The organism is Nocardia sp. NPDC023733 (assembly GCF_040639775.1).
In the GTDB taxonomy this organism is placed as follows: domain Bacteria; phylum Actinomycetota; class Actinomycetes; order Mycobacteriales; family Mycobacteriaceae; genus Nocardia; species Nocardia rosealba.
The window spans coordinates 2,132,394-2,156,179 of record NZ_JBFAAN010000001.1; the positions used below are offsets into that span (position 1 = coordinate 2,132,394).

At 68.4% G+C, this 23,786-nt stretch carries 24 protein-coding genes; 15 read left to right on the plus strand and 9 right to left on the minus strand.

Annotated features, from left to right (window positions below):
• Positions 1 to 67 precede the first annotated feature (67 nt).
• A complete protein-coding gene (locus AB0F86_RS09870) occupies positions 68 to 970 on the plus strand; it encodes a LysR substrate-binding domain-containing protein (protein WP_181697390.1) in 903 nt (300 codons plus the stop codon).
• Here AB0F86_RS09870 and AB0F86_RS09875 read toward each other — a convergent pair whose 3' ends face one another.
• Positions 971 to 1,690: a GntR family transcriptional regulator gene (locus AB0F86_RS09875; protein WP_356983296.1), complete on the minus strand. Its 720-nt coding sequence runs from the start codon at positions 1,688 to 1,690 to the stop codon at positions 971 to 973. It lies immediately after the preceding gene.
• Positions 1,691 to 1,850: 160 nt separating this feature from the next.
• Between AB0F86_RS09875 and AB0F86_RS09880 the strand changes: the two genes are divergently transcribed.
• The 6 genes from AB0F86_RS09880 to AB0F86_RS09905 all read left to right on the plus strand — a co-directional run bounded on the left by AB0F86_RS09880 (position 1,851) and on the right by AB0F86_RS09905 (position 8,098).
• Complete coding sequence (locus tag AB0F86_RS09880; protein ID WP_356983297.1) at positions 1,851 to 2,843, plus strand: BMP family protein; 993 nt, start codon at positions 1,851 to 1,853, stop codon at positions 2,841 to 2,843.
• Positions 2,844 to 2,848: 5 nt separating this feature from the next.
• Positions 2,849 to 4,504 carry an ABC transporter ATP-binding protein gene (locus AB0F86_RS09885; protein WP_356983299.1) on the plus strand — a complete coding sequence of 552 codons (1,656 nt, stop codon included), beginning with the start codon at positions 2,849 to 2,851 and terminating at the stop codon, positions 4,502 to 4,504.
• Between the two features lie 149 nt (positions 4,505 to 4,653).
• The gene (locus AB0F86_RS09890; RefSeq protein WP_356983766.1) at positions 4,654 to 5,709 is read left to right on the plus strand and encodes an ABC transporter permease; all 1,056 of its coding nucleotides are present in this window, start codon (positions 4,654 to 4,656) and stop codon (positions 5,707 to 5,709) included.
• Positions 5,706 to 6,632, plus strand: a complete 927-nt coding sequence (locus AB0F86_RS09895; RefSeq protein WP_356983300.1) for an ABC transporter permease — start codon at positions 5,706 to 5,708, stop codon at positions 6,630 to 6,632. Before AB0F86_RS09890 ends, AB0F86_RS09895 begins: the two co-directional genes overlap by 4 nt.
• Positions 6,633 to 6,656: 24 nt before the next feature.
• Positions 6,657 to 7,637: an ornithine cyclodeaminase family protein gene (locus AB0F86_RS09900; RefSeq protein ID WP_356983302.1), complete on the plus strand. Its 981-nt coding sequence runs from the start codon at positions 6,657 to 6,659 to the stop codon at positions 7,635 to 7,637.
• Positions 7,634 to 8,098 (plus strand): nucleoside deaminase, encoded by a 465-nt coding sequence (locus AB0F86_RS09905; protein WP_356983304.1) that lies wholly within the window; start codon positions 7,634 to 7,636, stop codon positions 8,096 to 8,098. Before AB0F86_RS09900 ends, AB0F86_RS09905 begins: the two co-directional genes overlap by 4 nt.
• A gap of 4 nt (positions 8,099 to 8,102) precedes the next feature.
• Here the strand turns inward: AB0F86_RS09905 and AB0F86_RS09910 are convergent, their stop codons facing one another.
• The 3 genes from AB0F86_RS09910 to AB0F86_RS09920 form a co-directional block, all read right to left on the minus strand.
• The gene (locus AB0F86_RS09910) at positions 8,103 to 9,485 is read right to left on the minus strand and encodes an MFS transporter (RefSeq protein WP_220139185.1); all 1,383 of its coding nucleotides are present in this window, start codon (positions 9,483 to 9,485) and stop codon (positions 8,103 to 8,105) included.
• Positions 9,486 to 9,564: 79 nt separating this feature from the next.
• Positions 9,565 to 10,836 (minus strand): DUF6596 domain-containing protein, encoded by a 1,272-nt coding sequence (locus tag AB0F86_RS09915; protein WP_356983305.1) that lies wholly within the window; start codon positions 10,834 to 10,836, stop codon positions 9,565 to 9,567.
• A 4-nt stretch (positions 10,837 to 10,840) separates the two neighbouring features.
• Positions 10,841 to 11,260 (minus strand): YciI family protein, encoded by a 420-nt coding sequence (locus tag AB0F86_RS09920; protein WP_181697382.1) that lies wholly within the window; start codon positions 11,258 to 11,260, stop codon positions 10,841 to 10,843.
• A gap of 185 nt (positions 11,261 to 11,445) precedes the next feature.
• Between AB0F86_RS09920 and AB0F86_RS09925 the strand changes: the two genes are divergently transcribed.
• Positions 11,446 to 12,228 carry a crotonase/enoyl-CoA hydratase family protein gene (locus AB0F86_RS09925; RefSeq protein WP_356983768.1) on the plus strand — a complete coding sequence of 261 codons (783 nt, stop codon included), beginning with the start codon at positions 11,446 to 11,448 and terminating at the stop codon, positions 12,226 to 12,228.
• 4 nt (positions 12,229 to 12,232) lie between these two features.
• On the opposite strand, the gene AB0F86_RS09930 is transcribed toward AB0F86_RS09925, so the two are convergent.
• Complete coding sequence (locus AB0F86_RS09930; RefSeq protein ID WP_181697381.1) at positions 12,233 to 13,051, minus strand: hypothetical protein; 819 nt, start codon at positions 13,049 to 13,051, stop codon at positions 12,233 to 12,235.
• 111 nt (positions 13,052 to 13,162) lie between these two features.
• On the opposite strand from AB0F86_RS09930, the gene AB0F86_RS09935 reads away from it, so the two are divergent.
• Entirely contained in the window at positions 13,163 to 13,864 is a 702-nt protein-coding gene (locus AB0F86_RS09935; protein WP_356983308.1) for a class I SAM-dependent methyltransferase, read from the plus strand.
• A gap of 11 nt (positions 13,865 to 13,875) precedes the next feature.
• Here AB0F86_RS09935 and AB0F86_RS09940 read toward each other — a convergent pair whose 3' ends face one another.
• Positions 13,876 to 13,998 carry a hypothetical protein gene (locus AB0F86_RS09940; protein ID WP_255284010.1) on the minus strand — a complete coding sequence of 41 codons (123 nt, stop codon included), beginning with the start codon at positions 13,996 to 13,998 and terminating at the stop codon, positions 13,876 to 13,878.
• A gap of 270 nt (positions 13,999 to 14,268) precedes the next feature.
• A complete protein-coding gene (locus tag AB0F86_RS09945) occupies positions 14,269 to 14,895 on the minus strand; it encodes a TetR/AcrR family transcriptional regulator (RefSeq protein ID WP_067488834.1) in 627 nt (208 codons plus the stop codon).
• A gap of 139 nt (positions 14,896 to 15,034) precedes the next feature.
• Here AB0F86_RS09945 and AB0F86_RS09950 point away from each other — a divergent pair, with 139 nt between their 5' ends.
• Together AB0F86_RS09950 and AB0F86_RS09955 are read left to right on the plus strand one after the other, a co-directional pair.
• Entirely contained in the window at positions 15,035 to 15,961 is a 927-nt protein-coding gene (locus AB0F86_RS09950; RefSeq protein WP_225279526.1) for a metal-dependent hydrolase, read from the plus strand.
• Between the two features lie 12 nt (positions 15,962 to 15,973).
• Complete coding sequence (locus AB0F86_RS09955) at positions 15,974 to 17,128, plus strand: hypothetical protein (RefSeq protein WP_356983311.1); 1,155 nt, start codon at positions 15,974 to 15,976, stop codon at positions 17,126 to 17,128.
• 25 nt (positions 17,129 to 17,153) lie between these two features.
• On the opposite strand, the gene AB0F86_RS09960 is transcribed toward AB0F86_RS09955, so the two are convergent.
• A complete protein-coding gene (locus AB0F86_RS09960) occupies positions 17,154 to 18,158 on the minus strand; it encodes an oxygenase MpaB family protein (protein ID WP_181697377.1) in 1,005 nt (334 codons plus the stop codon).
• A 270-nt stretch (positions 18,159 to 18,428) separates the two neighbouring features.
• Between AB0F86_RS09960 and AB0F86_RS09965 the strand changes: the two genes are divergently transcribed.
• Genes AB0F86_RS09965 through AB0F86_RS09980 form a run of 4 tightly spaced genes read left to right on the plus strand, consistent with a single transcriptional unit; the run spans position 18,429 to position 22,904 of the window.
• On the plus strand, positions 18,429 to 20,075 hold the full coding sequence (locus AB0F86_RS09965) for an AMP-binding protein (RefSeq protein ID WP_356983312.1): 1,647 nt from the start codon (positions 18,429 to 18,431) through the stop codon (positions 20,073 to 20,075).
• Positions 20,072 to 21,367 (plus strand): helix-turn-helix domain-containing protein, encoded by a 1,296-nt coding sequence (locus AB0F86_RS09970; RefSeq protein WP_356983314.1) that lies wholly within the window; start codon positions 20,072 to 20,074, stop codon positions 21,365 to 21,367. The genes AB0F86_RS09965 and AB0F86_RS09970 overlap by 4 nt, the downstream gene beginning before the upstream one ends.
• Before the next feature lie 5 nt (positions 21,368 to 21,372).
• Positions 21,373 to 22,167 carry a DJ-1/PfpI family protein gene (locus AB0F86_RS09975; RefSeq protein WP_356983769.1) on the plus strand — a complete coding sequence of 265 codons (795 nt, stop codon included), beginning with the start codon at positions 21,373 to 21,375 and terminating at the stop codon, positions 22,165 to 22,167.
• The gene (locus tag AB0F86_RS09980; RefSeq protein ID WP_356983315.1) at positions 22,164 to 22,904 is read left to right on the plus strand and encodes an oxygenase MpaB family protein; all 741 of its coding nucleotides are present in this window, start codon (positions 22,164 to 22,166) and stop codon (positions 22,902 to 22,904) included. The genes AB0F86_RS09975 and AB0F86_RS09980 overlap by 4 nt, the downstream gene beginning before the upstream one ends.
• 26 nt (positions 22,905 to 22,930) lie before the next feature.
• Here the strand turns inward: AB0F86_RS09980 and AB0F86_RS09985 are convergent, their stop codons facing one another.
• Positions 22,931 to 23,779 (minus strand): oxygenase MpaB family protein, encoded by an 849-nt coding sequence (locus AB0F86_RS09985; RefSeq protein WP_356983316.1) that lies wholly within the window; start codon positions 23,777 to 23,779, stop codon positions 22,931 to 22,933.
• Positions 23,780 to 23,786: the final 7 nt, after the last annotated feature.

The following is a 23,786-nucleotide window of genomic DNA, read 5'->3' on the forward strand; positions in this document are numbered from 1 at the left end:
TCCATCGTCGAATCCCGCGACCGTAAGGTCCAGTTCACGTTCATGACGAAGAACGTAAGCTGAACTGATGCTCGATGTCCGCAAACTCCGGCTGCTGCGCGAACTCGCTCACCGCGGCACCATCGCGGCGGTCGCCGAAGCGCTCAGCTACACGCCGTCGGCGGTGTCCCAGCAGCTCAGCGCGCTGGAGAAGGACGCGGGCGTCGCACTGCTCGAGCGATCGGGCCGCCGGGTGACCCTCACCCCCGCCGCCCACCTGCTGGTCGGCCACACCGAGACCGTGCTCGCCGCCCTCGAACGCGCGGACGCCGAATTGGCCGGTGCGCGGACCGCTTTGGTCGGCACCCTGCGCATCGGCGCGTTCCCCACCGCCGCGCGTACGCTGCTCTCCCCCGCCCTGGTCGCCCTCAGCACCGAACACCCCCGCCTGGAACTGACCGTCACCGAGATCGACCCGGCCGACGTACCAGACGCCCTGCGGGCAGGCACCCTCGACATCGCGCTCACCCACGACTACGACCTGGTGCCCGCCGACACCGACCGGGCGTTGCACACCGAACCGCTGCACACCGAAACGGTCTTTCTCGCCACCCGCGACCCGGCGCCCGCCGACGATCCGTTGCGCGCCAACCGCGACTCACCCTGGATCGCGGGCACCCCCGGCACGCTGTGCCACACGATGACGATCCGCGCCTGTCAAGCCACGGGTTTCACACCGCGCGTGCGTCATCACGCCGACGACTTCGACACGGTGCTCGCCCTGGTCGCCGCCGGTGCGGGCGCCGCGATCATCCCGGGCCTGGCGCTGTACGCACCGCCGGAGCGGCTCGCCCTCACCGCATTGCCGATTCGCCGCCGCACCCGTCTCGCCTACCGCAACGGCACCGGCGACCATCCGGCCGTGCGCGCGGCACGCAGTGCCCTCCATCGTGCGGCCGCCGCCGGCCGAGCACCGGCGGGCGGCGGCTGATCACGCCGATTTGTCGCGGTTCGTGGTGCGCTGACGCGTGCGGGTGGCGCTGACCGGGTCGATGGCGGGCGTCGCCCACTGCTCGGCGAGAGCCAGGCTGGGTTCGCGCCCGGAGGCGACATGGCGATAGGCGATGTCGGCCGCGGCCTGCGGATCGCCTGCCGCGATCGCGGCGTAGAGCGCTTCGTGTTCGTCGCATTGGGTGCCCGGGTCGCGTTCCTTGGTGAGGTGGAACAGCCACCGCACGCGAGACTCCAAGGGCCGCAACAGCGATTGCAGCAGCGGGTTGCCGGAGATCTCCACGATGAGCGCGTGGAATCCGGCGTTGGCGGCCGCGATGGCGGCCTGCTCGCCGCGTTCGGTGGCCCGTCGGGCGGCGGTGAGCTGGCCGCGCAGCGCGGTGAGGTCGGCGGATTCGGCTCGTTCGGCGGCCAGCCGAGCAGCCAGCACCTCGAGGCTCTCGCGCACGTCGAACAGGTCGCGCACATCGGCGACCGTGAACGGGGCGACGATCGCGCCCTGCCGGGGCACGATCACCACCAGCCCTTCACGTTCCAGTAGATGCAGCGCTTCGCGCAGCGGAATCCGGGAGATGTCGAGCTCGGTGGCGAGATCGCGTTCCACCAACCGCTGCCCCGGACTCAACCGCAGATCGATGATCCGATCCCGCAGTTCCTCGTATGCCTGATCTCGCAGCGACTTCTTGACCGGTTCCGCCACCACACCATCCTTCCGCCCCGCATCCGACTCCACGGTAGCCCCGCGCGCACCGAGCGACCGATTCTTACTTTTCGGTAATCCGGCCGTCATTCGCGGACCGCACGCTGACACTTAACGGTATACCGCTAAGTGAGCGGTTCGTTCGATCAAGGAGTACCTCGTGCACAACTCCACCCGGCGCGCGATCGCCTTCGGCTCGGCCGCCCTCGCCGCCGCTGCTCTGTTGTCGGCCTGCGGTTCCGCCGATACCGCCGCGGCGGGCGGCAAGTTGAAGGTCGGCGTGTTCTTCCCCGGCTCGCTCTCCGACACCGGCTTCATGCAGTCGGGGTATCTCGGCTACCAGCGCGTCGCCGAAGCCCTCGGCGACAAGGTCGAATTGAGCAAGGTCGAGCAGGTGGCGGCGGCCGACTACCAGCAGGCGCTCGTCCGTTTCGCCTCGACCAACGATCTGGTCATCGCGCTCGGCGGCCAGACCGATGCCGATGTGCGCAAGGTGGCACCGCAGTTCCCGAGTGTGAAGTTCGTGGAGATCGGTGGGCCCGCCGACGCGAAGCCGATGGCCAACCTGGCCTACTACGACCCGCAGCAGGCCGAGGCCGAGTTCCTCAGTGGCGCGGTGGCCGCGGCCGGATCCAAGACCGGCGCGGTGGCCTTCGTCGGCGGCGTCGAACTGCCCGCGATCGTCAACGCCGCCAACGCTTTCGGTAACGGCGCACGGTTCGCGAAGCCGGACGCCCGGGTGCTCACTCCGCAGTACGTCGGCGATTTCAACGACCCGGCCAAGGCCAAGCAGGCCGCGCTGGCCGACTACGGTGCGGGCGCGGGCACGCTCGGCCAGATCGTGAACCTGGGCAAGGCGGGCCTGGAGCAGGCAGCGGCACAGGCCGGTGCCACCTTGGTCGGCGGTCCGATCCCCGGTGACTGCACCGATCCCGTGTATCTGGGCTACGTGCACACCGATATCGGCGCCGAGGTCGAGTACGCGGTGAAGGCGGCGCTCGACAACACGTGGAAGGCCGAGAACGTGCGCTTCGGGCTCACCTCGCCCAACGACGGCACCGATTTCGTGTTGTGCGACAAGCAGCCCGCGGTCGCCGACGCGCTCGCCAAGGCGAAGACGGCACTGTCCACCGGCGCGGTGAAGCCGTACTGATGGCGATGAGCACTCCCGCATTGACCCTGCACGGGGTCGGAAAGAGCTTCGGCGCGGTCCGGGCATTGCACGACGTGGACGTCACCGTCGAATCCGGCACCGTCCACTGCGTTCTCGGCGAGAACGGCGCGGGCAAGTCGACGCTGTGCAATCTCGTGTTCGGCGGCTATCCCGCCGATACCGGACGAATCGAACTGGGCGGCAAAGCCTTCCGACCCGACTCACCCGCCGCCGCGATGCGGGCGGGCGTCGCCATGGTGCACCAGCACTTCAGCCTGGTGACCACCATGACCGTCGCGGAGAATCTGCTGCTCACCCAGCACGGGTTGCGGTTGCGCCGCAGGGATCTGACCAGCCGTCTCGACGAGATCGCCCGGCGCTATCGTCTGCGCATCGATCTCGACCAGCAGGTCGCGACGATGCCGGTGGGCGCCCGGCAGAAGGTCGAGATCGTCAAGGCCCTGCTGCGCGATCCGGCGCTGATCCTGCTCGACGAACCGACGGGAGTGCTCGATCCGGCCGAGATCGACGCGTTGATCGACACCTGCCGCGCCATCGCCGCCGACGGCAAGGCCGTGGTCCTGGTGACGCACAAACTGGGCGAGGTGGCCAGGGTCGCCGATGCCGCGACCGTGCTGCGCCGTGGCACGGTCGCCGGTGGTGGACCGCTACCCGAGACCGGTATCGCCGAGTTGCTCACCGCGATGGTCGGCCGCGAGGCAACCGATCTCGACCCGACCGTGGCGGCGACGATCGGCTTGGATCCGGGCGAGCCGGCCCAGGCCCTCACCGAACCCGGTCCAGCCACCCCGGTCGCCACTGGCCACACCACGAGCCCGGCTGCGGGCGAGCACAGGACCACAGGCCGACGCCGCAGCGAATCCGGCGTACCGCACGAATCGAGCCCGCCCGCAGCGGTTCTCACCGTCGACGGGGTGACCGTCCACCGGGCCGACGGCAGTATCGCGCTCGACGAAGCGAGCCTGGCCGTGCGGCCGGGCGAGATCGTCGGGATCGCGGGCGTCGAGGGCAACGGGCAGAGCGAGCTCGTCGCGGTGCTGGCCGGTGGCACCCCGGTGCGGGCGGGCACTGTCGCGCTCGCCGGAGCCGACATCACCACAGCGAACCCCGCCACCCGAACATCGCTCGGTCTCGGCGTCGTCCCCGAAGATCGCCACCGCGACGGCATGGTCGCCGACATGACGCTGGCCGAGAATCTTTTCCTCGGCAGCCTCGGCCGGTTCCGCCGCTTCGGCCTCCTCGACAAACAGGCCATGGGTCGCGCCGCGCAGGCCGAACTCGACCGCTTCGATGTACGCGCGGCCGGTCCGTGGGTGCCGATGGGATCGCTGTCGGGCGGCAATCAGCAGAAGGTCGTGCTGGCGCGCGAACTGTCGGCGGCGAACCTGCGCTGCCTGGTCGCTGCCCAGCCGACACGCGGATTGGACATCGGCGCAGTCGATTTCGTGCTGACGCAGCTGCGGCACGCGGCCGCGCGTGGCTGCGGCGTGCTGGTGGTATCGAGCGAGGTACCCGAACTGCTCGCCCTGTGCGACCGAATCTTCGTCGCCTATCGCGGGGAACTGGCCGGGCCCGTCGAAACCACCGATCCCGATGCCGCACAACAGATCAGCGAATTGATGATGGGAGTCGCGGCATGAGCGCACCTGGTCGGACCACAGCGACCGAGACCCCATCTCGACCGGCGTCGCGGGGCGTTCCGCGCGGCCCCGGCAAGCTCTCTGCGAGGGAGCAGCCGACAAGAGTGAGCCGGTGGGCGCACCACCCGCTCGTCGTCGCTGTCGCGGCCATGCTGGCCGCCGGAGCGATCGGGCTGATCCTGGCCGCCGTCGCGGGCGCCGCCCCCGGCGCCACGATGACAGCGCTGTGGGAGGGCATGTTCGGCAGCGACTACGCGGTCGGCGCCTCGCTCAATGTCGCGGCCACGCTGATGCTGGTGGCCGTGGGGTTCACCATCGCCCACCGCGCCGGGCTGGTCAATGTCGGTGGTGAGGGCCAGATCTGCGCCGGTGGGATCGCCGCCACGGCGATCGGCACCACCCTCACCGGCACGCCCGCCGCGATCACGGTGCCAACCGTGTTGCTCGGGGCGGCGGCCGCGGGCTGGCTGTGGGCCGCGATCGCGGCGTATCTGCGGGTCGCCCGCGGCACCAGCGAGATCATCACCACGCTGCTGCTCAACTTCGTCGGCCTGGCGCTGGTGCTGCTCGTCGTGCACGAGCCCGCGCTGCTGCGTCAGCCGGTGACCTCCTCGGAGACGTTGCCGCAATCCGAGCAGCTCACCGCGGCCGCGCATCTGCCGCTGCTCGGCATCGAACGCTCACCCGCGACCATCGCCCTGTGGATCGCCGTGGTCGCCGCGTTCGGCACCGCGATCCTGGTGCGCCACACCGCACTCGGCACCCGCTTGCGCGCGGTCGGGCTCAATCCCGATGCGGCGGCGCGGCTGGGTTTGCCGGTGGGCCGACTACGTTTCCTCAGCCTCTCGGCAGCGGGCGCGTTCGCGGGTGTCGCGGGCGGGCTGCTGGTGGCGACGGCGCCGTTCGTCCTCGCCGAGGGGTTCTCCTCCGGATACGGGTTCTCCGGGCTGGTCGTCGGGCTGCTGGCGCGTGGCTCCCTGAGCGCCGTCGTCGCGGTGTCGCTGCTACTCGGGTTCCTCGTCTCCGGCGGGATCAACCTGCAACTGGCCGCGAACGTGCCTGCCTCGACCATCGCGATCGTGGAGTCCCTGATGATCGTCTTCATCGCCGGCGCTGCCATCTGGACATCGCGAACACGCAAATACGTTGCACCACAACCAGTTCCCAACACAAACACCCCCGAACCGGCAGGAGCGAGCCGATGAGCCTCGACACGGTCACCGACATCGCCACCAGCGGCATCGGCTTCACGCTGCCCATCCTCATCGCGGCGAGCGGTGAGCTGGTCAGCGAGCGGGCGGGCGTGCTCAACCTGAGTCTCGAGGCGATGATGCTCACCGGCGCGTTCGCGGGCGTACTCGGTGCGGTGGCCACCGGGTCGCCCGTGCTCGGCACGGCCACCGCTGTGCTGGCCGCAGTGATATTCGGTGCGCTACAGGCCGTCTGGAGTGTCGGACTGCGTGCCGACCAGATCGTCGTCGGCATCGCGAGCAACGCACTCGCCCTCGGCGCGACCACCTACGGCGCCCGCCTGCTGCTCGCCGATGGCAAAGGTCACAGCGTTCCTGGCTTCGCGGCACTGAGAATTCCTGTGTTGCACAATGTTCCGGTCATCGGTCCGGCACTGTTCGGGCAGACCGCACTCGGCTACCTGTGTATCGCCCTTGTCGCCGGGTCGGCGTTCGTGTTCTCCCGCCGCACCAAACTCGGCCTGGTTGTCGACGCGATCGGCGAGGACGCCGTGGCCGCCGATCGCACCGGCCTGCCCGTGCGCGCCGTCCGCTACGGCTGCGTGCTGCTCGCCGCGTTCGCCGCGGGCCTCGGCGGTGCGCAGCTGGCGCTGTCGGAAGTGCACTCGTTCAGCGACAACATGACCGGCGGCATCGGGTATCTGGCCGTGGTCGCGGTGATCGCGGGCCGGTGGCGGGCGCTCGGCGTCATCTGGGCATCGGTGTTCTTCGGCATCGCCCAGGCATTGCAGTTCGCGTTGCCCGCGCTCGGTGTCGACGTGCCGTTCGCGCTGCTGGTGATGCTGCCGTATCTGATCGCGATCGTCGCCGTGAGCGGTCTGGTCGGTAACAGCCGCTCACCGCGCGACCTGACCGTCGCCTTCGCCCGAACCTCCTGATCCAGCGCTTCCGAGGAGCCATCGATGACTCTGATCCTGTCGCATTCCGATGTGGCCGCCCTGATCGATCGCGCGGCGGTGCTCGCCGCCGTCGAACGCGCGCACGCGGACCTCGCGCTCGGCACGGCGGTGGTCCCCGCGCCGCCCGCGGTGAGCGTCGGCGCCACCGCCTTCGTGCCGATGGTCGCCGCCGCCGAAACCGCCGGGGCGGCCGCCGTGAAACTGCTCGCCGACCTCCCCGCCAACCGGGAACGTGGACTGCCGGTGCAACGCTCGGTGATCGTGGTGACCTCCGCACTCGACGGCGGCTGCGAGGCGCTCGTCGACGGCCGGCTCGTCACCGCCGTGCGTACTGCCGCCGCCAGCGCGGTGGCAACCAAATACCTTGCCAGGCAGGAGAGTTCCACACTGGGGTTGATCGGGGCCGGCGCGCTGGCGATCGAGCACACCCGCGCCGTCGCCCGGGTGCGCGACATCGAGGCCGTGCTGGTCTGGTCGCGGTCCGCCGCCACCGTCGAGCGGTTCCGTGGTGCGATCGCCGACCTCGGACTCGAGGTGCGGGCGATGCCGTCACCGGAGTCGGTGACACGGGCGGCCGACGTGCTGTGCACCCTCACCCCCGCACGGGAGCCGATCGTGCGCGGTGCCTGGTTCGGCGAGGGGCTGCACGTGAACGCGGTCGGCGCCCCGCCACGCGCCGATCACCGCGAGGTCGACGGGGCTGCCATGCGCCGGGCGCGCGTGATCGTAGACTCGGTCGCGACAACGCTCACCAAGTCGGGCGACACGCTGCTGGCCATCGCCGACGGCGCGATCACCGAAACCGAGGTGGGCACCGAACTGGGCCAGGTGATTCTCGGCCGGGCGACCGGCCGGGCCGACCCAGGCGACATCACTCTGTTCAACTCGGTCGGTATCGGCCTGCAAGATCTCGTCACCGCCCGCCTGCTCATCGACAAGGCCCGCGCCGAGGGCCGCGGAACGGAAGTGGAGCTCAGCGCATGACCACACTCACCGACACCGACATCGCCCACCTGCGCCGGGCCATCGACCTCGCTGCCCAGGCGGCGGTGCTCGGTGACCGGCCGTTCGGTGCCGTCACCGTCGATCGCGACGGTACGGTGCTCGCCGAATCCGCGAACGCCGTCGCCACCACCGGCGATGTCACCACCCACGCCGAACTGGTCGCGATCACCGTCGCCTCCGCCACCGGCAAGGCGGAGGCGCTGCAAGGCGCCACCGTGTACGCCAGCGGCGAGCCGTGCCCGATGTGCGCCGCCGCGATGGTGTGGGCCCAGGTGGGGCGCATCGTGTTCGCGGCGGCGGCCTCGGAGTTCGGGCCCATCCTCGGGCCGGGACCCAGCTTCACCCTGAGCTGCGCCGACGTGGTCGCCAGTTCGAATGTGGCCATCGAGGTGAGCGGGCCGCACCTCGGCGACGAGGCACTCGCGGTATTCCGGTCCTGAGGGCCTACTTCACCGGGACAGCAGGGTCCAGCCCCTCGACGAGTTCCACCGGCTCGCCGAGCTCGCGCTGTTCCTCGAGGGCTTCCGGCGTACCGGGCACCTGGGTGCCACGCAGCGACATGCCCTTGGTCTCGATGAGGAAGTAGGCCGCGATCAGACCCACCAGACACGCGCCGAACATGTAGTAGGCCGGGAACAGGTTGTCGCCGGTCAGCTCGATGAGCGACTGGTTGATCACCGGCGCGGTGCCACCGAAGATCGAGGTGGCCACGTTGTAGCCGATCGCCACACCCGCGAACCGCACGATGGTGGGGAACATGGCCGGGAAGGTCGCCGAAATGGTGGCCAGCTGCGGCGCGTAGAGCAGGCCGAGGATGGCGAAGCCGACGATGGCGCCGGTGAGCGAGGTGCCGATCAGGATGTACACCGGGATCACCGTGATCATCAGCGCCGCGCAGGAGAACAACCACATCGGCCTGCGACCGATCCGGTCCGACAGCGCACCGAGGAACGGCAGGGTCAGCAGCATCACGATCTGGCCGATCAGCGGCACGAGCAGCGCGTCGGATTCCGCCATACCGATGGTGTTGCCGAGATAGGTCGGTGTGTAGCTCAGCAGCGAGTAATTCACCACGTTCAAGGCGATGACCAGACCGAAAAGAGTCAGCACCGGGCGCAGGTATTTGGTCAGCAGATCGCGATAGACCCCGACCGTTTCCTCCGTCTCGTCTTTCGCCTCGATTTCGCGGAATACCGGGGTGTCCTCGACCCGGCTGCGCAGATACATACCGATCAGGCCGAGCGGTGCGGCGATCAGGAACGGAATGCGCCAGCCCCACGATTCCATGCTCGCACCATCGAGCACATTCACCAGCAGCAGCGCCGTCAGATTACCGAGCGTGAAACCGGCGAGTGTGCCGACTTCGAGGAAACTGCCGTAGAAACCGCGCTTACGGTCGGGCGCGTATTCCGCCATGAACGTTGCGGCGCCGCCGTATTCGCCGCCGGCGGACAGACCCTGGACCATGCGCAGCGCGTACAGCAGGATCGGCGCGGCGATGCCGATGACCTCGTAACTCGGGATCAGACCGACGGCGAGGGTGGAACCGGCCATCAGCATGATGGTCATCGCGAGCACGCGTTTGCGGCCGATGCGGTCGCCGAGCGGGCCCCAGATCATGCCGCCGATCGGGCGGATCAGAAAGGAGACCGCGAAACCGAGCAGCGTATAGATAACGCTGGATCCGGTACCGTCACCGGGGAAAAGCGATGCCGCGATATAGGTGGCGAGGTAGGCGTAGACGCCGTAGTCGAACCATTCGACCGCATTTCCGATCGCCGATGCACCGATTGCCCGGTGCAACACCGATTTCGATTCCTGAGACATCCACAAACCTCTCGTCGTCGCCATTCCGGACTACCCGATCGGTACGCGGACAAAACTTTACGCTTGTGTGTCGTTGTGGTCAGAGTGCCTGGAGTTTGCCCGCGAGCACGGCCTTCTCGCGGTCGTTGCGGCAGCGTCGGATCGCCTCGGTGAGCTCGCCGCGCGCCTCCTCGACGCGACCGAGGCGGATCAGCAGTTCCCCACGCACGCTCGGCAGCAGATGCGACGACGACAACGCTCCCCCGGCCGACAGCTCGTCGACGACGGCGAGCCCCGCAGCGGCTCCGGCGGCCATCGACACCGCGACGGCCCGGTTCAGCTCGACCACCGGTGAGGGCGCGAGCCTGCCGAGTGCCTCGTACAGCAGCACGATGCGCTCCCAGTTCGTCCGCTCGACCGACGGGGCGACGGCATGGCACTCGGCGATCGCGGCCTGCAGCCCGTAGGCACCGAGCCCACGCCCGACCTGTTCGGCCTTGGCCAGGGCGGCACGGCCGCGCCGGATCGCGGTCCGATCCCAGCGATGCCGGTCCTGCTGCTCGAGCAGCACCGGTTCGCCGTCGGGTCCGGTGCGGGCGGGAAACCGGGCGGCGGTGAGTTCGAGCAGGGCTAGCAGACCGAAGACCTCGGGTTCGCCGGGCATCAGCCGCGCGAGCACCCGCGCCAGGCGCTGCGCTTCCCCGGCGAGGTCGAACCGGATCAGGTCGCCGCCGCTGCTCGCCGTCGATCCCTCGGTGAAGATCAGATAGATCACGCCGAGCACCGAGCCGAGCCGCTCGCGACGTTCGGCGAGCGGTGGCACCTCGAACGGAACCCTTGCCGCGGCGAGGGTCTTCTTGGCCCGGGTGATCCGTGCCTGCACGGTCGCGGTCGGCACCAGGCAGGCCGCGGCGATCTCGTCGCTGGTCAGACCGCCGACCACGCGCAGGGTCAGCGCCAGCCGCGCCTCGCGCGAGAGCACCGGGTGGCAGGCGATGAAGATCAGGGCGAGGACGTCGTCGTCGATCTGCTCGGGATCCCACACCGGTTCACCGGCGGGGACCGACTCGCCGCCGGCGAACGCACCGCCCTCGCCGAGTCCGGTGGCGAGGGCGGTGTAGCGCTCGTCCAGGGCGGCACGGCGACGGAACGCGTCGATCGCGCGCCGTCGTCCGGTGGTGAGCAACCACCCGGCCGGATGCGCGGGCACACCGTCGCGCGGCCACGTCACCAAGGCTTCGGCCAGTGCTTCCTGGGCGAGGTCCTCGGCCATCGCGAAGTCGCCGGTGTAGCGGGCCAGCGCGCCGACGATGCGCGCCGATTCGATCCGCCATACGGCGGCGACCGCCGCACGTCCGGTGTGCTCCGTCATCGCCTCAGAGCTGTCCGGTGGACTCGCGCCAGGCCCGTTCCTTCTGAACCCAGACGTTGTCCTTGGGGAATTCGTCGATGGAGGGCACCCGCCGGATCTCGGTCTTGATGCCGGGACCGGTCATCGGCATCCGCTTGGCCCACTCGACGGCCTCTTCCTTCGATGCCACGTTGAGGATGTAGTACCCGCCGAACAGTTCCTTGGTCTCGCCGTAGGGACCGTCGGTGACCACCGGCGGCTCGGACGAGTAGTCGACGACAACACCTTCGGCGGCGTCTTCGAGCCCTTCCGCGGCGACGAGCACGCCGGCGCGGATCAGTTCGTCGTTGAACTTGCCCATGGTGTCGAGCATCTCCTCGAAACTCACGTTCTCGAACTCGGCGAAGGCCTCGTCGGTAGCGCGCATGATCAGCATGTACTTCATGGTGTGTCTCCTTCGGGTCGGTGCCCCTGGTGGGCGCTGCGTTCATCCGTAGGTCGAACGGGCACCACGCGAATCGACACCCGCCGGAAATTCTTTCGCGAATTTTTTTCGGAGCCTACTTGCGGCGTGGTACTTGTCGGTCGGGTTCCGTCCACGACCGGCCGGGACAACGAAGGCAGGAGTCGATCGTGAGCGCCGTTCTCGTCGAGATGCACGAGCATGTGCTCGTCGCCGTCATCAACCGGCCCGAGGCCATGAACGCGATCGACGGGGAGGTCAGCGCCCAGCTCGGCGCGGCCCTGGAACAGGCCGACAACGATCGGGCCGTGCGGGCCTTCGTCCTCACCGGCGCCGGCGACCGGGCCTTCTGCGCCGGGGCGGATCTGCGCGCACTCGGGCGCGGTGAGTCGATTCTGGCGGCCGGACACGAACACTGGGGCATCGGTGGTTACATGCGCCATCCCATCAGCAAGCCGACCATCGCGGCCGTGAACGGGCTCGCGCTCGGTGGCGGCACCGAGCTGGTGCTGGCCAGCGACCTGGCCGTCGCCGCGTCGACGGCCACGTTCGGGCTGCCCGAGGTGGCACGTGGTCTCTTCGCCGCCGCGGGTGGCGCGTTCCGGCTGCCCGAACAGCTGCCGCGCAAGGTCGCCATGGAGATGATCCTGACCGGCGAGCCGATCACCGCCGCACGCGCGTTGGAGTTCGGTCTGGTCAACCGGGTGGTGCCCGCCGACCGGGTCCTCGACACCGCGCTGGAGCTGGCCACGCGGATCGCGGCGAACGCGCCGCTGGCGGTGCAGGCGAGTAAGCGGGTAGCGCTCGGCATCGTCGACGGCGCCCTGCCCGACGAGGACGCCTGGGACCGGTCCGACCGCGAGATCGCCGAACTCACGCGCTCGGCGGACGTCCGCGAAGGCCTGATGGCGTTCGTCGAGAAACGCAGCCCGAACTGGCAGGCTCGCTGACTGACTACCAGCCACCCGTCATCAGGGCGGCGAGCCCGGGGGCCGGATCGAGCGCGGTGGTCACGTTGGCGACCGTGACCACCGCGAACAGCAGGCCGAGGGCCGCCGCTGCCAGGGCATAGGCACCGAGGACGCGACCGGCCGCGCCTGCGCGACGCCGCCACAGCACGACACCGAGCCCGAGGAGTCCGGCCGACGCCACCGCAGCGAGCACGGCCATCGCGACGTGATAGCGCGCGAAGTCCTCGACCATCACCTCCAGCGGCGCCGGGCCACCGGGGTAGCTGTCGAGCCCCTGCCCCACCTCGGTCAGTACCCCGGCCGGCGGCGCGTCGGCCGCACCGTCGACCGCCATCGGCAGCAAGGACGCGAACGGTGTCACGGCCCCTTGAATATTGGCGAGCACCGCCACCCCGGCTACCGCGAGCACCAGCGTGGTGATCACCCCCGCCACCGCGAACATCGTTCGCTTCGGCTGCCGGGTACCCAGCGAGGACCGCCACAGCATCACCCCGAGCGCGACGAGCACGATCGACCACAGGAACGCCACCGCCGCCTTCACGAGGTGGTACCAGAACCAGTAGTCCACCGCCGCCTGCAGCTCGGGCGTGAATTCCGCCTGTCCTGCTTGCCAATACGTGACGAACGCGGACCGGAAACCGGCGCGCAGTGCGTGCTCGTCGGCGAAATCGGCACCGGGCAACCACCCCGCCACGACGGGCGGCGCGAGCACGAACGCGACGGCGAGCACAATCGCCGCGCCGAGGGCAACGACGAGGCGACGGGCCGCGACCGCGCCCGATTCTTCGAAGACGGTGGACACGGTCACTCCCTGCTCGGTACGGGTGTTCGACGACCATTGTGACCGCGACGTGGCATCATGGCCGCTCGAACGGACGGACTCACACATTTCGATGAATTGAGGGGACCGAGCGTGACCAGCAGCAATTTCGCCTACACCGGGTGCGACAACCTCGAGGTGATGGCCGAAGCGATCAACTACAACAAATTTCTCCTCGACTGCGTCGAAAACCATGTCACCACACCGGATCTGCGGGTGCTCGATTTCGGCGCGGGGCAGGGCACCTACGCCGATCTGCTCGCCGAACGCGAGATCTTCCCCGAGTGTCTCGAACCCGACCCCGACCTGCAGAAGGTGCTGCTGGCGAAGGGCTACAAAGTCGTCGACTGCGAGACCGAACCGCCCGAGGCCGAAAAATACGGACTCATCTACTCTTTCAACGTTTTCGAGCACATCAAGAACGACCAGGAAGCCGCCGAACACTTGGCGTCACTGCTGCGGCCCGGTGGCACGATGGTGATCTACGTGCCCGCGCTCGAGATGCTGTTCTCCTCGATGGATGTGAAAGTCGAGCACTACCGCCGTTACCGGCGCACGCAGTTGAACCGGATTCTGCGCAATGCCGGGCTCGAGGTGGTGGATTCGCGCTACTGCGATCCGATCGGGTTCTTCGCCACCATGGCCTACAAGCTGCTCGGCAACGACGACGGCAGTATCAATGTGCGCGCGCTCAAGTTCTACGACCGGGTCGTCTTCCCGCTCAGCAAGGCCCTGCAGTCGGTGACCGGCAAGCTGTTCGGGAAGAACGTCCTGGCCGTGGCGAGAAAGCCCTGAGCCGAAAACGCTCAGCGGGGCGGATTGCCCGTCCATTCGGGCTCGTCCGGCGGCTTGGGTCCACCGCGCGTCTTGCGCCACAGCACGACGGCCGCCACCACGACGACCACGGCGAGAATCACGAGAATCTCCATATCCGCTGCCTACCCGGTGAATCCGTCCTCAACCAGCCACGGCGAACCACGTTTGAGCCGTCACCCAGCGGGAACCACCCTGATGTGGTGCTCGACCGGCCCGTTGTACGAGGCGCCGAACGGTCCGGGAGAGCAATGTTTTTCGGTCACGGTGTCGACACCGGTGCACCCGCGGGGTCGGGCCGACGCTCCACCGCGATGCCAACGACGTCATCGCACGGAGTCCTCGTCGGCCGCCCCCGCGGGACACGCCAGAAAACAGCAGCGGCCTCAGCGCTCGAGGAATTGTCCGGCCGCGGTCTGAGCGCTGATGGCCGTGCCCATCCACCGCCGCAGGTAACGGCGTAGTTCGTCGTCGGTGCGCGGCGGGTCACCGGGCGACAAGAAGAACGACTGCATGGTCCGCAGGACGTATTCGACCAGTTCCCGCAGCGCCTGCTCGTCGTAGCCGTGCGCGGCCCAGTCCACGTCGAACCGCCGGATCATGGTCATGCCGAAGGCCTGCGCCTCCTCGGAGGTGAGGCTGTCCGGGCGGACGTTGGAGTAGGAACTCGACAGCAGGATGCCCAGGTGCGGTGTGCGGCGCACCTCGGCCAGCGTGTAGACCACCGCCTCGACCATCGCCTCCACCGGATCACCGAGCCCGCGCACCTGCGCCGCGAGCCGGTCGAGGAAACCCTCCACCGACGCCATCGCGGCGGCCGTCATCAGCGCGTCGGCGCTCGGAAAGTACCGGTAGACCGTCTGCCGGATGACACCGAGCGATTCCGCGACATCGGCGATGCTGATCTCCGCCCCGGTGCGCCCGATCAATTCGACTGCCGCCGCGACGATCCGGCGCGTCGCCTCCGCGTCGTCCCCCGGCGGACTACCGCCCCATCCCCGTCTGCGCGCCACCCGGTGGACGCTAGCACAAGCGCAGGTCACAGCGGATTCCGCCAAAGTAATCATACAGACGAACGTACAGTCGTATGATTACCTCACCCAACCGAGTGGCGGCCGGACCGGCGCACGCCCGAACAACGAGGTACTCACCGTGACCGAACTTCACGTCCGCAAGATGGATTTCGCGTTCGCCGACTACGACGTGCCGTTTCTGTGGAACCCACAGAACCCGGCGTTCTCCTCGATGGCCAACGCTGTCTCGTTCCTGGCGATCGGCTTCGAGAAGATGATCGTGCAGCTCATCAACCAGGCGAAACCGCAGATCACCGACCCCGAGGTGGCCGAGGAGGCCGACGCGTTCATGCGTCAGGAGGGTCAGCATTCCACCGCGCACCGCCAGCATGTGAAAGGTCTGATCCGTCGCTACCCGGGCCTGCAGCAGACCCTCGACGCCGTGATCCGCGAGTTCGACGAACTCACCGCGAGCACCCCGGTGAAGTACCGCCTGGCCTACACCGCCGACCTCGAGGCCACCTTCACCCCGGTGTTCAAGCTGATGCTCGACAACGACTCCACGTTGTTCGCCCCCGGCGACGACCGGGTGGCCTCGCTGTTCATCTGGCATTTCGTCGAGGAGGTCGAGCACCGCAGTTCGGCGCTGATCATCTTCAACTCGGTGGTGAACAGTGAGCTGTACCGGATGCGGGTGGCGCCGTCGGTGTTCCGGCACGTGCTGCGGGTGATCCGGGTGGCCTGCGCCGGCTTCAACGAACATGTGCCACTGGAAGACCGGCAGGTCGACGCGCTGTCGATGTTCGCGAGCTACCGCAATCAGCAGACCCTGCGCCGGCTGCTGCCCGGCCTGCGCCCGGCCGACAACGGCACGATGCCGCGCGCCTTCGACGATCTCGGCCTGAAGGAACAGCTCGTCGCCCTTGGCGGGATCATCCGCAGCCAGACGCCGGGCCACAACCCCGCGCACGAGAAACTGCCCGACCTGGCCGGTGAGTGGTTCCGCCGCTACGACGAGGGCTACGACGTCACCCGCTGGTACACCGCCGATTCCGTGAGCTCCTAGAAGGGCCGACCCATGGCCGAACACTGTTCCCCCACCTTCGCCGACCTCGCGGTCCAGCTCGGTTTCTCCTGCGAGGAGGCCGGTGGGCTCGTCGAGTTCCGCAGCCCGTTCGGGCTGGAGAACTGGACCCTGCCCGTTCTCGAACTGATCATCGTGCTCGGTGCGGTGCTGGCGCTCTGGTTCGCGATCGTCCGCCTGCGCCGCCACGGCGACCCGACCAACCTCGTCCTGTGGTTCGGCGCGACCGCGTACCTGTTCATCATCGAGCCGCCGCTGTACTTCCCCGCCGCGTTCGGCATCGAGGACCACGTCGACACGATGTTCGCGCACAACGTGTTCACCGTCGACTTCCTGTGGGGCCGCCTGCCGATCTACATCATCGCGATCTATCCGCTGATGGCGACGATGGCCTTCGGCCTGGTGCGCATGCTCGGTATCTTCCGCCGGTTCGGCGTGCTGATCGGCGCCACCTGCGTCGGTTTCGTGCACCACGCCTTCTACGAGATCTTCGACCACCTCGGGCCGCAACTGCGCTGGTGGGAGTGGTCGGTGGACAATCCGATCAACCAGCCGATGTTCGATTCGGTGCCGATGGGCAGCGTGGTGGTGTTCGCCGCGCTGTGGCCGATGTCGCTGGCGTTCTGCGTGCAGTACTTCGTCGGACGGCATGTCGACGCGGGCCGGCGGTTCACGGGCATCGAATTGACCTGGCGCACTGTGGTCATCGGCCTGCTCGCCTCGGTGGGCACTTTCCTGCTGCCGCTTCCGGCGACCGTGCTCGGCATGAGCAGCACCACGGTGCGCGGGGTGGTGTACGCGCTGGAACTCGCGGTGCTGATGGTGGTCGCCTCGATCGTCATGTTCCGCCAGTGGTCGGACCTGCGCCGGGGCGCCACCGAGGACCCCGGCTACACCGATCCCTTCGTCCAGCGTTTCGCGAGCTTCTACCTGCTGGTCTTCGCCGGTCTCTGGCTCGCCGCCCTCCCCGATTTCTTCGCGGCGACCGACGGCGAGACCGGCAACGGTGACCCCATCGGCAACCTCTGGTACACCGCCGCCTGCTTCGTCGTCGCGGTGTTGTCGATCGCGGCCACCTACACGCTGCCGGCCGGCCGATCGGCCGACCCCGGCACCTCAGCTCCGACGGCCTCGGAGGTGCGGAGCTGACCGATGCGACGACGTGCGGCCCGCCTCAGATGAGCGGTTTCTGCTTGCGGATGCGGCGCCGCACGTCACGCATCATCGAGTGGGTACCGGCGAACCGGATGAATTTCGGGATGAACCGGTTGACGAAACCGACGAACAGGAAGAGGTTCTCGAACCGGCGCTGGTCGGATTCGCTCCATTCGATCCCCATCTGCTCACGGAAGTGCGGTGGCAGGAATCCGGAGGTCAGAAACTCCAGGAGGCCGCCGAACAGCAGCCGCAGCGACCAGTGGATCATCCGCAGGTGCACGAGATCGTCGATGTAGGCACGGAATTCGTCGTCGCAGACCACCTGCTCGCACGCCTCGAGCCAGTACTCGTCGAAGTCGGCGCGGGTCTTGGGCCACATGTCGGGGTGGACCTGCAGGGTCGTACCGAAGGTGTCGGCGCCTTGATAGAACGCTTCCAGCTCTTCCTCGGTCATCTTGCCGCACAGCAACTGGTGGGTGTCCTCGAAGCCGATGTAGATGGCGGCGGCGACGTAGAGCTGCAGATTGCGGTCGAAGGCGTTGTACTTCACCTTGGATTCAGGCCGGGACCTGACCTGCCGATGCGCGACGTTCACCGCCTCGCGCATCGCCTTCTTGTCCTCGTCGGTGCCGAGGATGGCCACCGCAAGGTAGGCGGAGGTGGTGCGCAGCCGCTTCCACGGGTGCACCATGAGGGCACCGGATTCCACCTGGCTTTCCATGACACCGGCGGCCACACCCTGATGGGCGAACTGCATCGCCACGTTCGCGGCCGCACCGGCGAACATCCAGAAGTCCAGGGCGTCGGCCAGCCGGGCGGGCCGCTTGCGCGGTGATCGGTAGGTGTCGGGGATGTGGATGCGTACCCGGTCGAGGGTCAGCTCGCGGGGAACCGGCGCGAGTCCCGATCCCGTGGCCGGTCCGGCGGTGGGTCGCCAGTGCCCGCCCGGACTCTCGTCGACATATCCCTCGCTGTTCGGGTCCGAGTAGTCGGGTTCGCCGGGCTTCGTTGCCGTGGTCATCGTCATCCTTTCCCAGAGGCGTCTCGCCCCGGAATCTCGCGAGCGCGGATCACCGCCGAGCACGCCTCGACGTCGAGCTTATGTTACTGACAATTCTTACGTCTTCGGGCCAGTTTGCGTCGAACCCGACCGGACTCTCATTGCGCCATGTCGGCCGCTCTCGCGATTTCCGCGAATAAGTTACCCGCAATTCTCGCGACTGCTAGGCTGGCTTCCATTCCGCCTAGCCGGCGGCAGCTCCTTGCCGACGACCGACCCTCGGAGGTATCCGTGCCGTCCGTCTCCTTCGCACCGACCGAGGTCGTCCGCGCCGTTGCCGACTCCCTGGCCGCCGCCGCTGTCCTGCACCGACGCGGCGCGATCGAACTCCGGCACCCGATCGAGCTCTTACGGACAGCCCGTGACGCCGCCGCTCTCGGTCCGGCCGTGACCACGCTGGCGCACGCCACCCGCGTCGCGAGTTCGGCCACCGCACTGATCGACGACCGCGGACCGATCACCTTCGAACAGCTCGATCACGCCTCCAACCGCCTCGCCAACGGCCTGGCCGCGCAAGGGGTCACGGCCGAGACAGTGGTCGGCGCGTTGTGCCGCGACCACCGCGGCTTCATTCTGTCGCTGCTGGCAGCGGGCAAGCTCGGCGCACGCATCGTCCTGCTCAACACCGGCATGGCAGGCCCGCAACTGCGCACGGTCGTGGAGCGCGAGCGGATCGAGATGTTGCTCGTCGACGCCGAGTTCGCCGACCTGTTCGACGATCTCGCGCGCGAGGTGCCGATCATCCTCACGCGTGCGGGCGACACCAATCGGCCGGGGCGGCCGACGATCCATGCCGTCGCGGCGTGGCACTCCGGCGTTCCACTGCCCGCGCCTGCCTCGACCGGTGGCATCGTCGTGCTCACCAGCGGCACCACCGGAACACCGAAAGGTGCTCCGCGCGGCAAGGTTTCGCCGTTGCAGTCGGCACAGTTCCTGGATCGCATCCCGCTACCCAAGGCGAGCACCATCGTGCTCGCCGCGCCCCTGTTCCACGGCACCGGCCTGTCGCAGCTGATTCTGGGCTGGGCGCTCGGCAACGCGGTGGTGCTGTTGCCGGACCGGTTCGATCCGCGCAACACCCTTGCCGCCGTCGCCCGCCACCGCGCGAGCGCGCTCGTCCTGGTTCCGACCATGCTGCAGCGCATCGTCGATCTGGGGGAAGAGGTGCTGGCCGAATACGACACCTCCGCGTTGACGGTGATCTTCTCGGCAGGATCGGCACTGGCACCGGACCTGAGCCGGCGCACCGCACAGCATTTCGGCGAGGTGCTCTACAACCTCTACGCCTCCACCGAGGTCGCCGTGGCCGCCGTCGCCACACCGCGGGATCTGCGCGAGGCGCCGGGCACGGTCGGGCGCCCGCCCGTGGGCTGCCGGGTCGCGATCTACGACGAGCAACGTCGCCGGATCACCACGCCGGGCGTGGTCGGGACCGTCTTCGTCACCAGCGGCCTCAGCTTCAGCGGCTATACCGACGGCACCGGCAAGGAGATGATCGACGGGCTGTGCTCGAGCGGCGATCTCGGCCATGTCGACGCCGAGGGCAGGTTGTTCATCGACGGACGTGACGACGACATGATCGTCTCCGGCGGGGAGAACGTCTACCCGCTCGAGGTCGAGAACCTGCTCGTCGACCGGCCCGACATCTTCGAGGCGGCCGTCGTCGGCGTCGCCGACCGCGATTTCGGGCAGAGCCTGCGCGCCTATGTGGTGCGTGCCCCGGGCGCCGCGTGCACCGAGCGCGAGGTGAAGGAGTACGTGCGCACAACCCTTGCGCGACACAAGGTTCCCCGCGAGGTGCGGTTCGTCGACGCCCTGCCGCGCAATGCCACCGGCAAAGTCCTGCGACACCGACTGGAAGCCGTGGACACACCATGACGATCCGAGAACCACAGACGGCACCACCGCTCAGGCCGGCTTCAGCACTCGGCCGCACCCACGGCGCCGCGGGTGGCGCCATCGAGGAGGATCCGGCGATGCCGCTCGACCTGGCCGACCGACCACTGCGGTGTGCGCAGCCCGATGTCGCCGTCATGACCGGACGGGTCGTCAGCTACTTCGTCCGCGACCTCGCCAGGCGCCGTGCGCTGCTCGGTGATGCGATCTCGGACGAGATCACCGCGGCCACCGGCATGTGTGCGCGCATCGGCCGGGGCATCGTCGACGACGAGGTTGTCGCGGGCGAACTCGACTGGCTCACGACCGCCGCGGCCGTCTGGGCCAGGGAAGGGCTGTCGATCGAGGACATCCTCCGTGCCTTCCACGAGGCGCTGTGGGCGAGCGTGGACACGGTGTTCTCGCCCCGCAACGGTGATGACGACGACACGCTCGCCCAGGGGCTGCGGGCATCCGTACGACTGTCGAATCTCCTGTCCACCACGATGATCAGCGCGTACTTGCGCGAATACCGCGTGGTCGCAGGCGAACACCACACCGCGATGCGCACCGTCACCTCGGCGCTGCTGGCCGGCCGCGCGACGACGACGATGGCCCGGGAGTCTGGCGTGCACATCGCGGACGCTTATCGGGTGCTCGCCGTGTCGATTCCCCGCAGATCTCCGGAGCAGTGGCAGACCGGCGACACGGCACGGCGACGACTCCACCGCGTCCACAAGGCACTGGAGCGCCACATCGATACCGCTCTCGCGATGCTGTCGTCCGACGGCGGCACCATCCTGATCCCCGGTGACGACACCGATGATGTCCGATTCGACAGCCTCGTCGAGACACTCTCGACCGCTGCGCGCGCCAAGATCACCGCGGCCGTGGTCGTCAGCGGGACCGCCGACATTCCCGACGCGGCACAGCTCGCACACGAACTTCTCGACATCGCGGGCCGACTCCGCTATCCACCTGCGCTCTACCGATTCGAAGACCTCGCGCTCGAATACCAGCTCACCCGGCCCGGACCCGGCCTGGCCGAACTCGGCGAATTGCTCGCACCGCTCGACGATCATCCCGCGTTGTCCAAGACCGTCCGGGTGCTCGTCGCCAACAATATGAATCGCCAGCGCACCGCGCGGCAGCTGCACGTGCACACCAACACCATCATCTACCGGCTCGGCCGGATCGCGGCCTTGACCGGGATCGATGCGACCGGCGCCACCGGGCTCTGGCAGCTGAAGTCGGCCATGGTCGCCCGCGCGTTCCACGCCGATAAACGGTGGTGAACCACTTGCAAATCGCCGTGCTGATCTACCCGGGCATGACCGCATTGGACGCGATAGGCCCGTACGAGGTCCTCCGGTTCATGCCGGCGACGAGCATCCGATTCGTCTGGCATGAGGTCGGTCCGATCGTCACCGACAGCGGCAGCCTCCTGCTCGGCGCGACCCACACGCTCGACGAGACGGTGCATCCCGACATCGTCGTCGTGCCCGGCGGCCCCGCCGCCACGGTGGTCGCGACGGACCAACAAGTGCTGGCCTGGCTTCGCCGAGTCCACGAGACATCGACCTGGACGACGTCGGTCTGCACCGGCGCGCTGATCCTCGCCGCCGCGGGCCTGCTCGACGGCCGACCTGCCACCACCCACTGGGCGGCTCAGCGAGCCCTCGCCACACTCGGTGCCCACCCCCGACCCGGCGAACGGTTCGTCCACACCGACCGAATCGCCACCGCCGCAGGCGTTTCCGCGGGGATCGATCTGGCGCTCTGGCTGGTCGGCAGAATGTGCGGCACCGAGCGGGCCCGGATCATTCAGCTGGACATCGAGTACGACCCCGCACCGCCCTTCGACATGCCACGACCGACCGAAACATCGGCATCGATCCGTCGCGCGGCCCTCGGCGATCAATGGCGGCTCGGCCTGAGCTCCGGGATGGCACCCCAGATCGCCGGCTCGGTGCCGTTACTGTTGTGGCGCACGGCGATACGCAGGATCCGGCGCGGCACCACCGCGGAGGCCGAGCCCGCGGTGCACGACCTCCCGCGCAGCACATCCGAGCTACCGGCCGACGGTTGTCGATGATGTCGCGGCAGCTCGCCTCGACAGATTCGCTGTTGCTTCGCTATCTGGGCGATCGGCGTTTCGCACTCGCCCTGCCCCGGGCGGTCACCCTGCAGGTTCTGCATCCGGCGATCGCGGCCGGCCTCGTCGATCATGTGTCCTACCGGCTGTGGTGGCACAAGCAACGTTCCGTCTCACAGATGATCCGGCTGGCCTACACCGGTGCGGACGCCCGCTTCGTGATCCGCGCCGCGCACGAACACGTCAAAGGTCGTGACGACCTCGGGCACCGATACCACGCGTTGCATCCCGAGGTCTTCCACTTCCAGCACGCCACCTACGTGGAGACTCTGTTCACCGCCGTCGACACGTTCATCCGCCCGATGTCGGCCGACGAGCGCGAACGGCTCTACGCCGAATGCTGCGAGTGGTACCGGCGATACGAGCTGTCGACCCGCCCCATGCCGACCACCTGGGCCGACTTCCGCACGTACTTCGATCAGGCTTGTTCGACGATGTTGCAGGTAACCGCAGCCACCGATACCCTTGCGCCGCAGGCACTCCGGCCCGACGCCTGGCTGCCGCGGTTCACGCCGAGCGCCGCGATCCCCGCGCTGCTGCACGATCAGGCCGCGCGACTGCTCGGTCTCACGGTGACCCGCAAGGACCGCCTCGCCCTCCGCGCCTACGCCACGACGCTGCGGGGCGCGGGCCATCTGACGCCTCGTGCGGTTCGCTGTCTGCCGGTCGCTCGGTAGCAGTCCACGGATCCGCGGCAGGCCGCTCACACCAACGGCATGCCGCGCGCCTGTCGGCGGCGCATGTCGTGCAGATATGTCTCGAAGGGGTAGAGCCGCCAGGATTCGGGGAGCACCGACAGCACGCGGCCGATCGCCCGCATCGTGATCTCGAACGCGCGCTGCTTGCGACCACTCCAGGGCAACCCGAGTTCATCGCGAAAGTGTTGCGGCAGAAAGCCGGTGGTGAAAAACCTGTTCACCCGGCGGAACAGGAGTCGCTCCCACGGCCGGTAGGGGCCCATGTCGACCACCTGGCTCACCAGATATTCGCGTACCTCGTCGTCCAAGGAGAGGCCGGGGAGCATGGACTCCCAATATTCGGTGAAAGCGGCACGATCCGGGGGCCAGAGTTCCTGGGGCACCTGCAGCGTTGTCCCGAATCTCGCCGATTCCGAGTACAACTCGTCCGCCGACTCCTCGTCCAGCGCACCGAACAGGAAGGTCACCGAATCGAGGGTGCCACGGTAGAGGCAGGCCGCCACCCACAGTTGCAGCCGCGGATCGAAGGCGTTGTAGCGCACCGGGCTGTCGGGCCGGGATCGCACCTGCCGGTGCGCGGTGTTCACGGCCGCACGGAAGGCGACCCGATCTTCCTCGGTGCCGAGCATCGCGACCGCCAGGTACGTCAACGTGGTTCGTCCCCGCTTCCGTGGACGCAGATCGAAACGCCCACTGGTCACGGTGCTTTCCACGACACCGCGACCGACCGGCGCCCAGCTCAGTTGCATGATCACATTCGCTGGGCCGCCGAGAAGCGCCGCCGGACCGGCCATATAACGCCGCCGGTCGCCCGACGGTTCCGATGTTGGTACCGCTGCGGTCCGACGACGCATGACTACT

Coding starts and splice junctions, on each gene's coding strand:
- AB0F86_RS09870 (WP_181697390.1), top strand. CDS start 68: ATGCTCGATGTCCGCAAACTCCGGCTGCTGCGCGAACTCGCTCACCGC.
- AB0F86_RS09885 (WP_356983299.1), top strand. CDS start 2,849: ATGAGCACTCCCGCATTGACCCTGCACGGGGTCGGAAAGAGCTTCGGC.
- AB0F86_RS09890 (WP_356983766.1), top strand. CDS start 4,654: ATGCTGGCCGCCGGAGCGATCGGGCTGATCCTGGCCGCCGTCGCGGGC.
- AB0F86_RS09895 (WP_356983300.1), top strand. CDS start 5,706: ATGAGCCTCGACACGGTCACCGACATCGCCACCAGCGGCATCGGCTTC.
- AB0F86_RS09900 (WP_356983302.1), top strand. CDS start 6,657: ATGACTCTGATCCTGTCGCATTCCGATGTGGCCGCCCTGATCGATCGC.
- AB0F86_RS09905 (WP_356983304.1), top strand. CDS start 7,634: ATGACCACACTCACCGACACCGACATCGCCCACCTGCGCCGGGCCATC.
- AB0F86_RS09910 (WP_220139185.1), bottom strand. CDS start 9,485: ATGTCTCAGGAATCGAAATCGGTGTTGCACCGGGCAATCGGTGCATCG.
- AB0F86_RS09915 (WP_356983305.1), bottom strand. CDS start 10,836: ATGACGGAGCACACCGGACGTGCGGCGGTCGCCGCCGTATGGCGGATC.
- AB0F86_RS09920 (WP_181697382.1), bottom strand. CDS start 11,260: ATGAAGTACATGCTGATCATGCGCGCTACCGACGAGGCCTTCGCCGAG.
- AB0F86_RS09940 (WP_255284010.1), bottom strand. CDS start 13,998: ATGGAGATTCTCGTGATTCTCGCCGTGGTCGTCGTGGTGGCGGCCGTC.
- AB0F86_RS09955 (WP_356983311.1), top strand. CDS start 15,974: ATGGCCGAACACTGTTCCCCCACCTTCGCCGACCTCGCGGTCCAGCTC.
- AB0F86_RS09960 (WP_181697377.1), bottom strand. CDS start 18,158: ATGACCACGGCAACGAAGCCCGGCGAACCCGACTACTCGGACCCGAAC.
- AB0F86_RS09970 (WP_356983314.1), top strand. CDS start 20,072: ATGACGATCCGAGAACCACAGACGGCACCACCGCTCAGGCCGGCTTCA.
- AB0F86_RS09980 (WP_356983315.1), top strand. CDS start 22,164: ATGATGTCGCGGCAGCTCGCCTCGACAGATTCGCTGTTGCTTCGCTAT.
- AB0F86_RS09985 (WP_356983316.1), bottom strand. CDS start 23,779: ATGCGTCGTCGGACCGCAGCGGTACCAACATCGGAACCGTCGGGCGAC.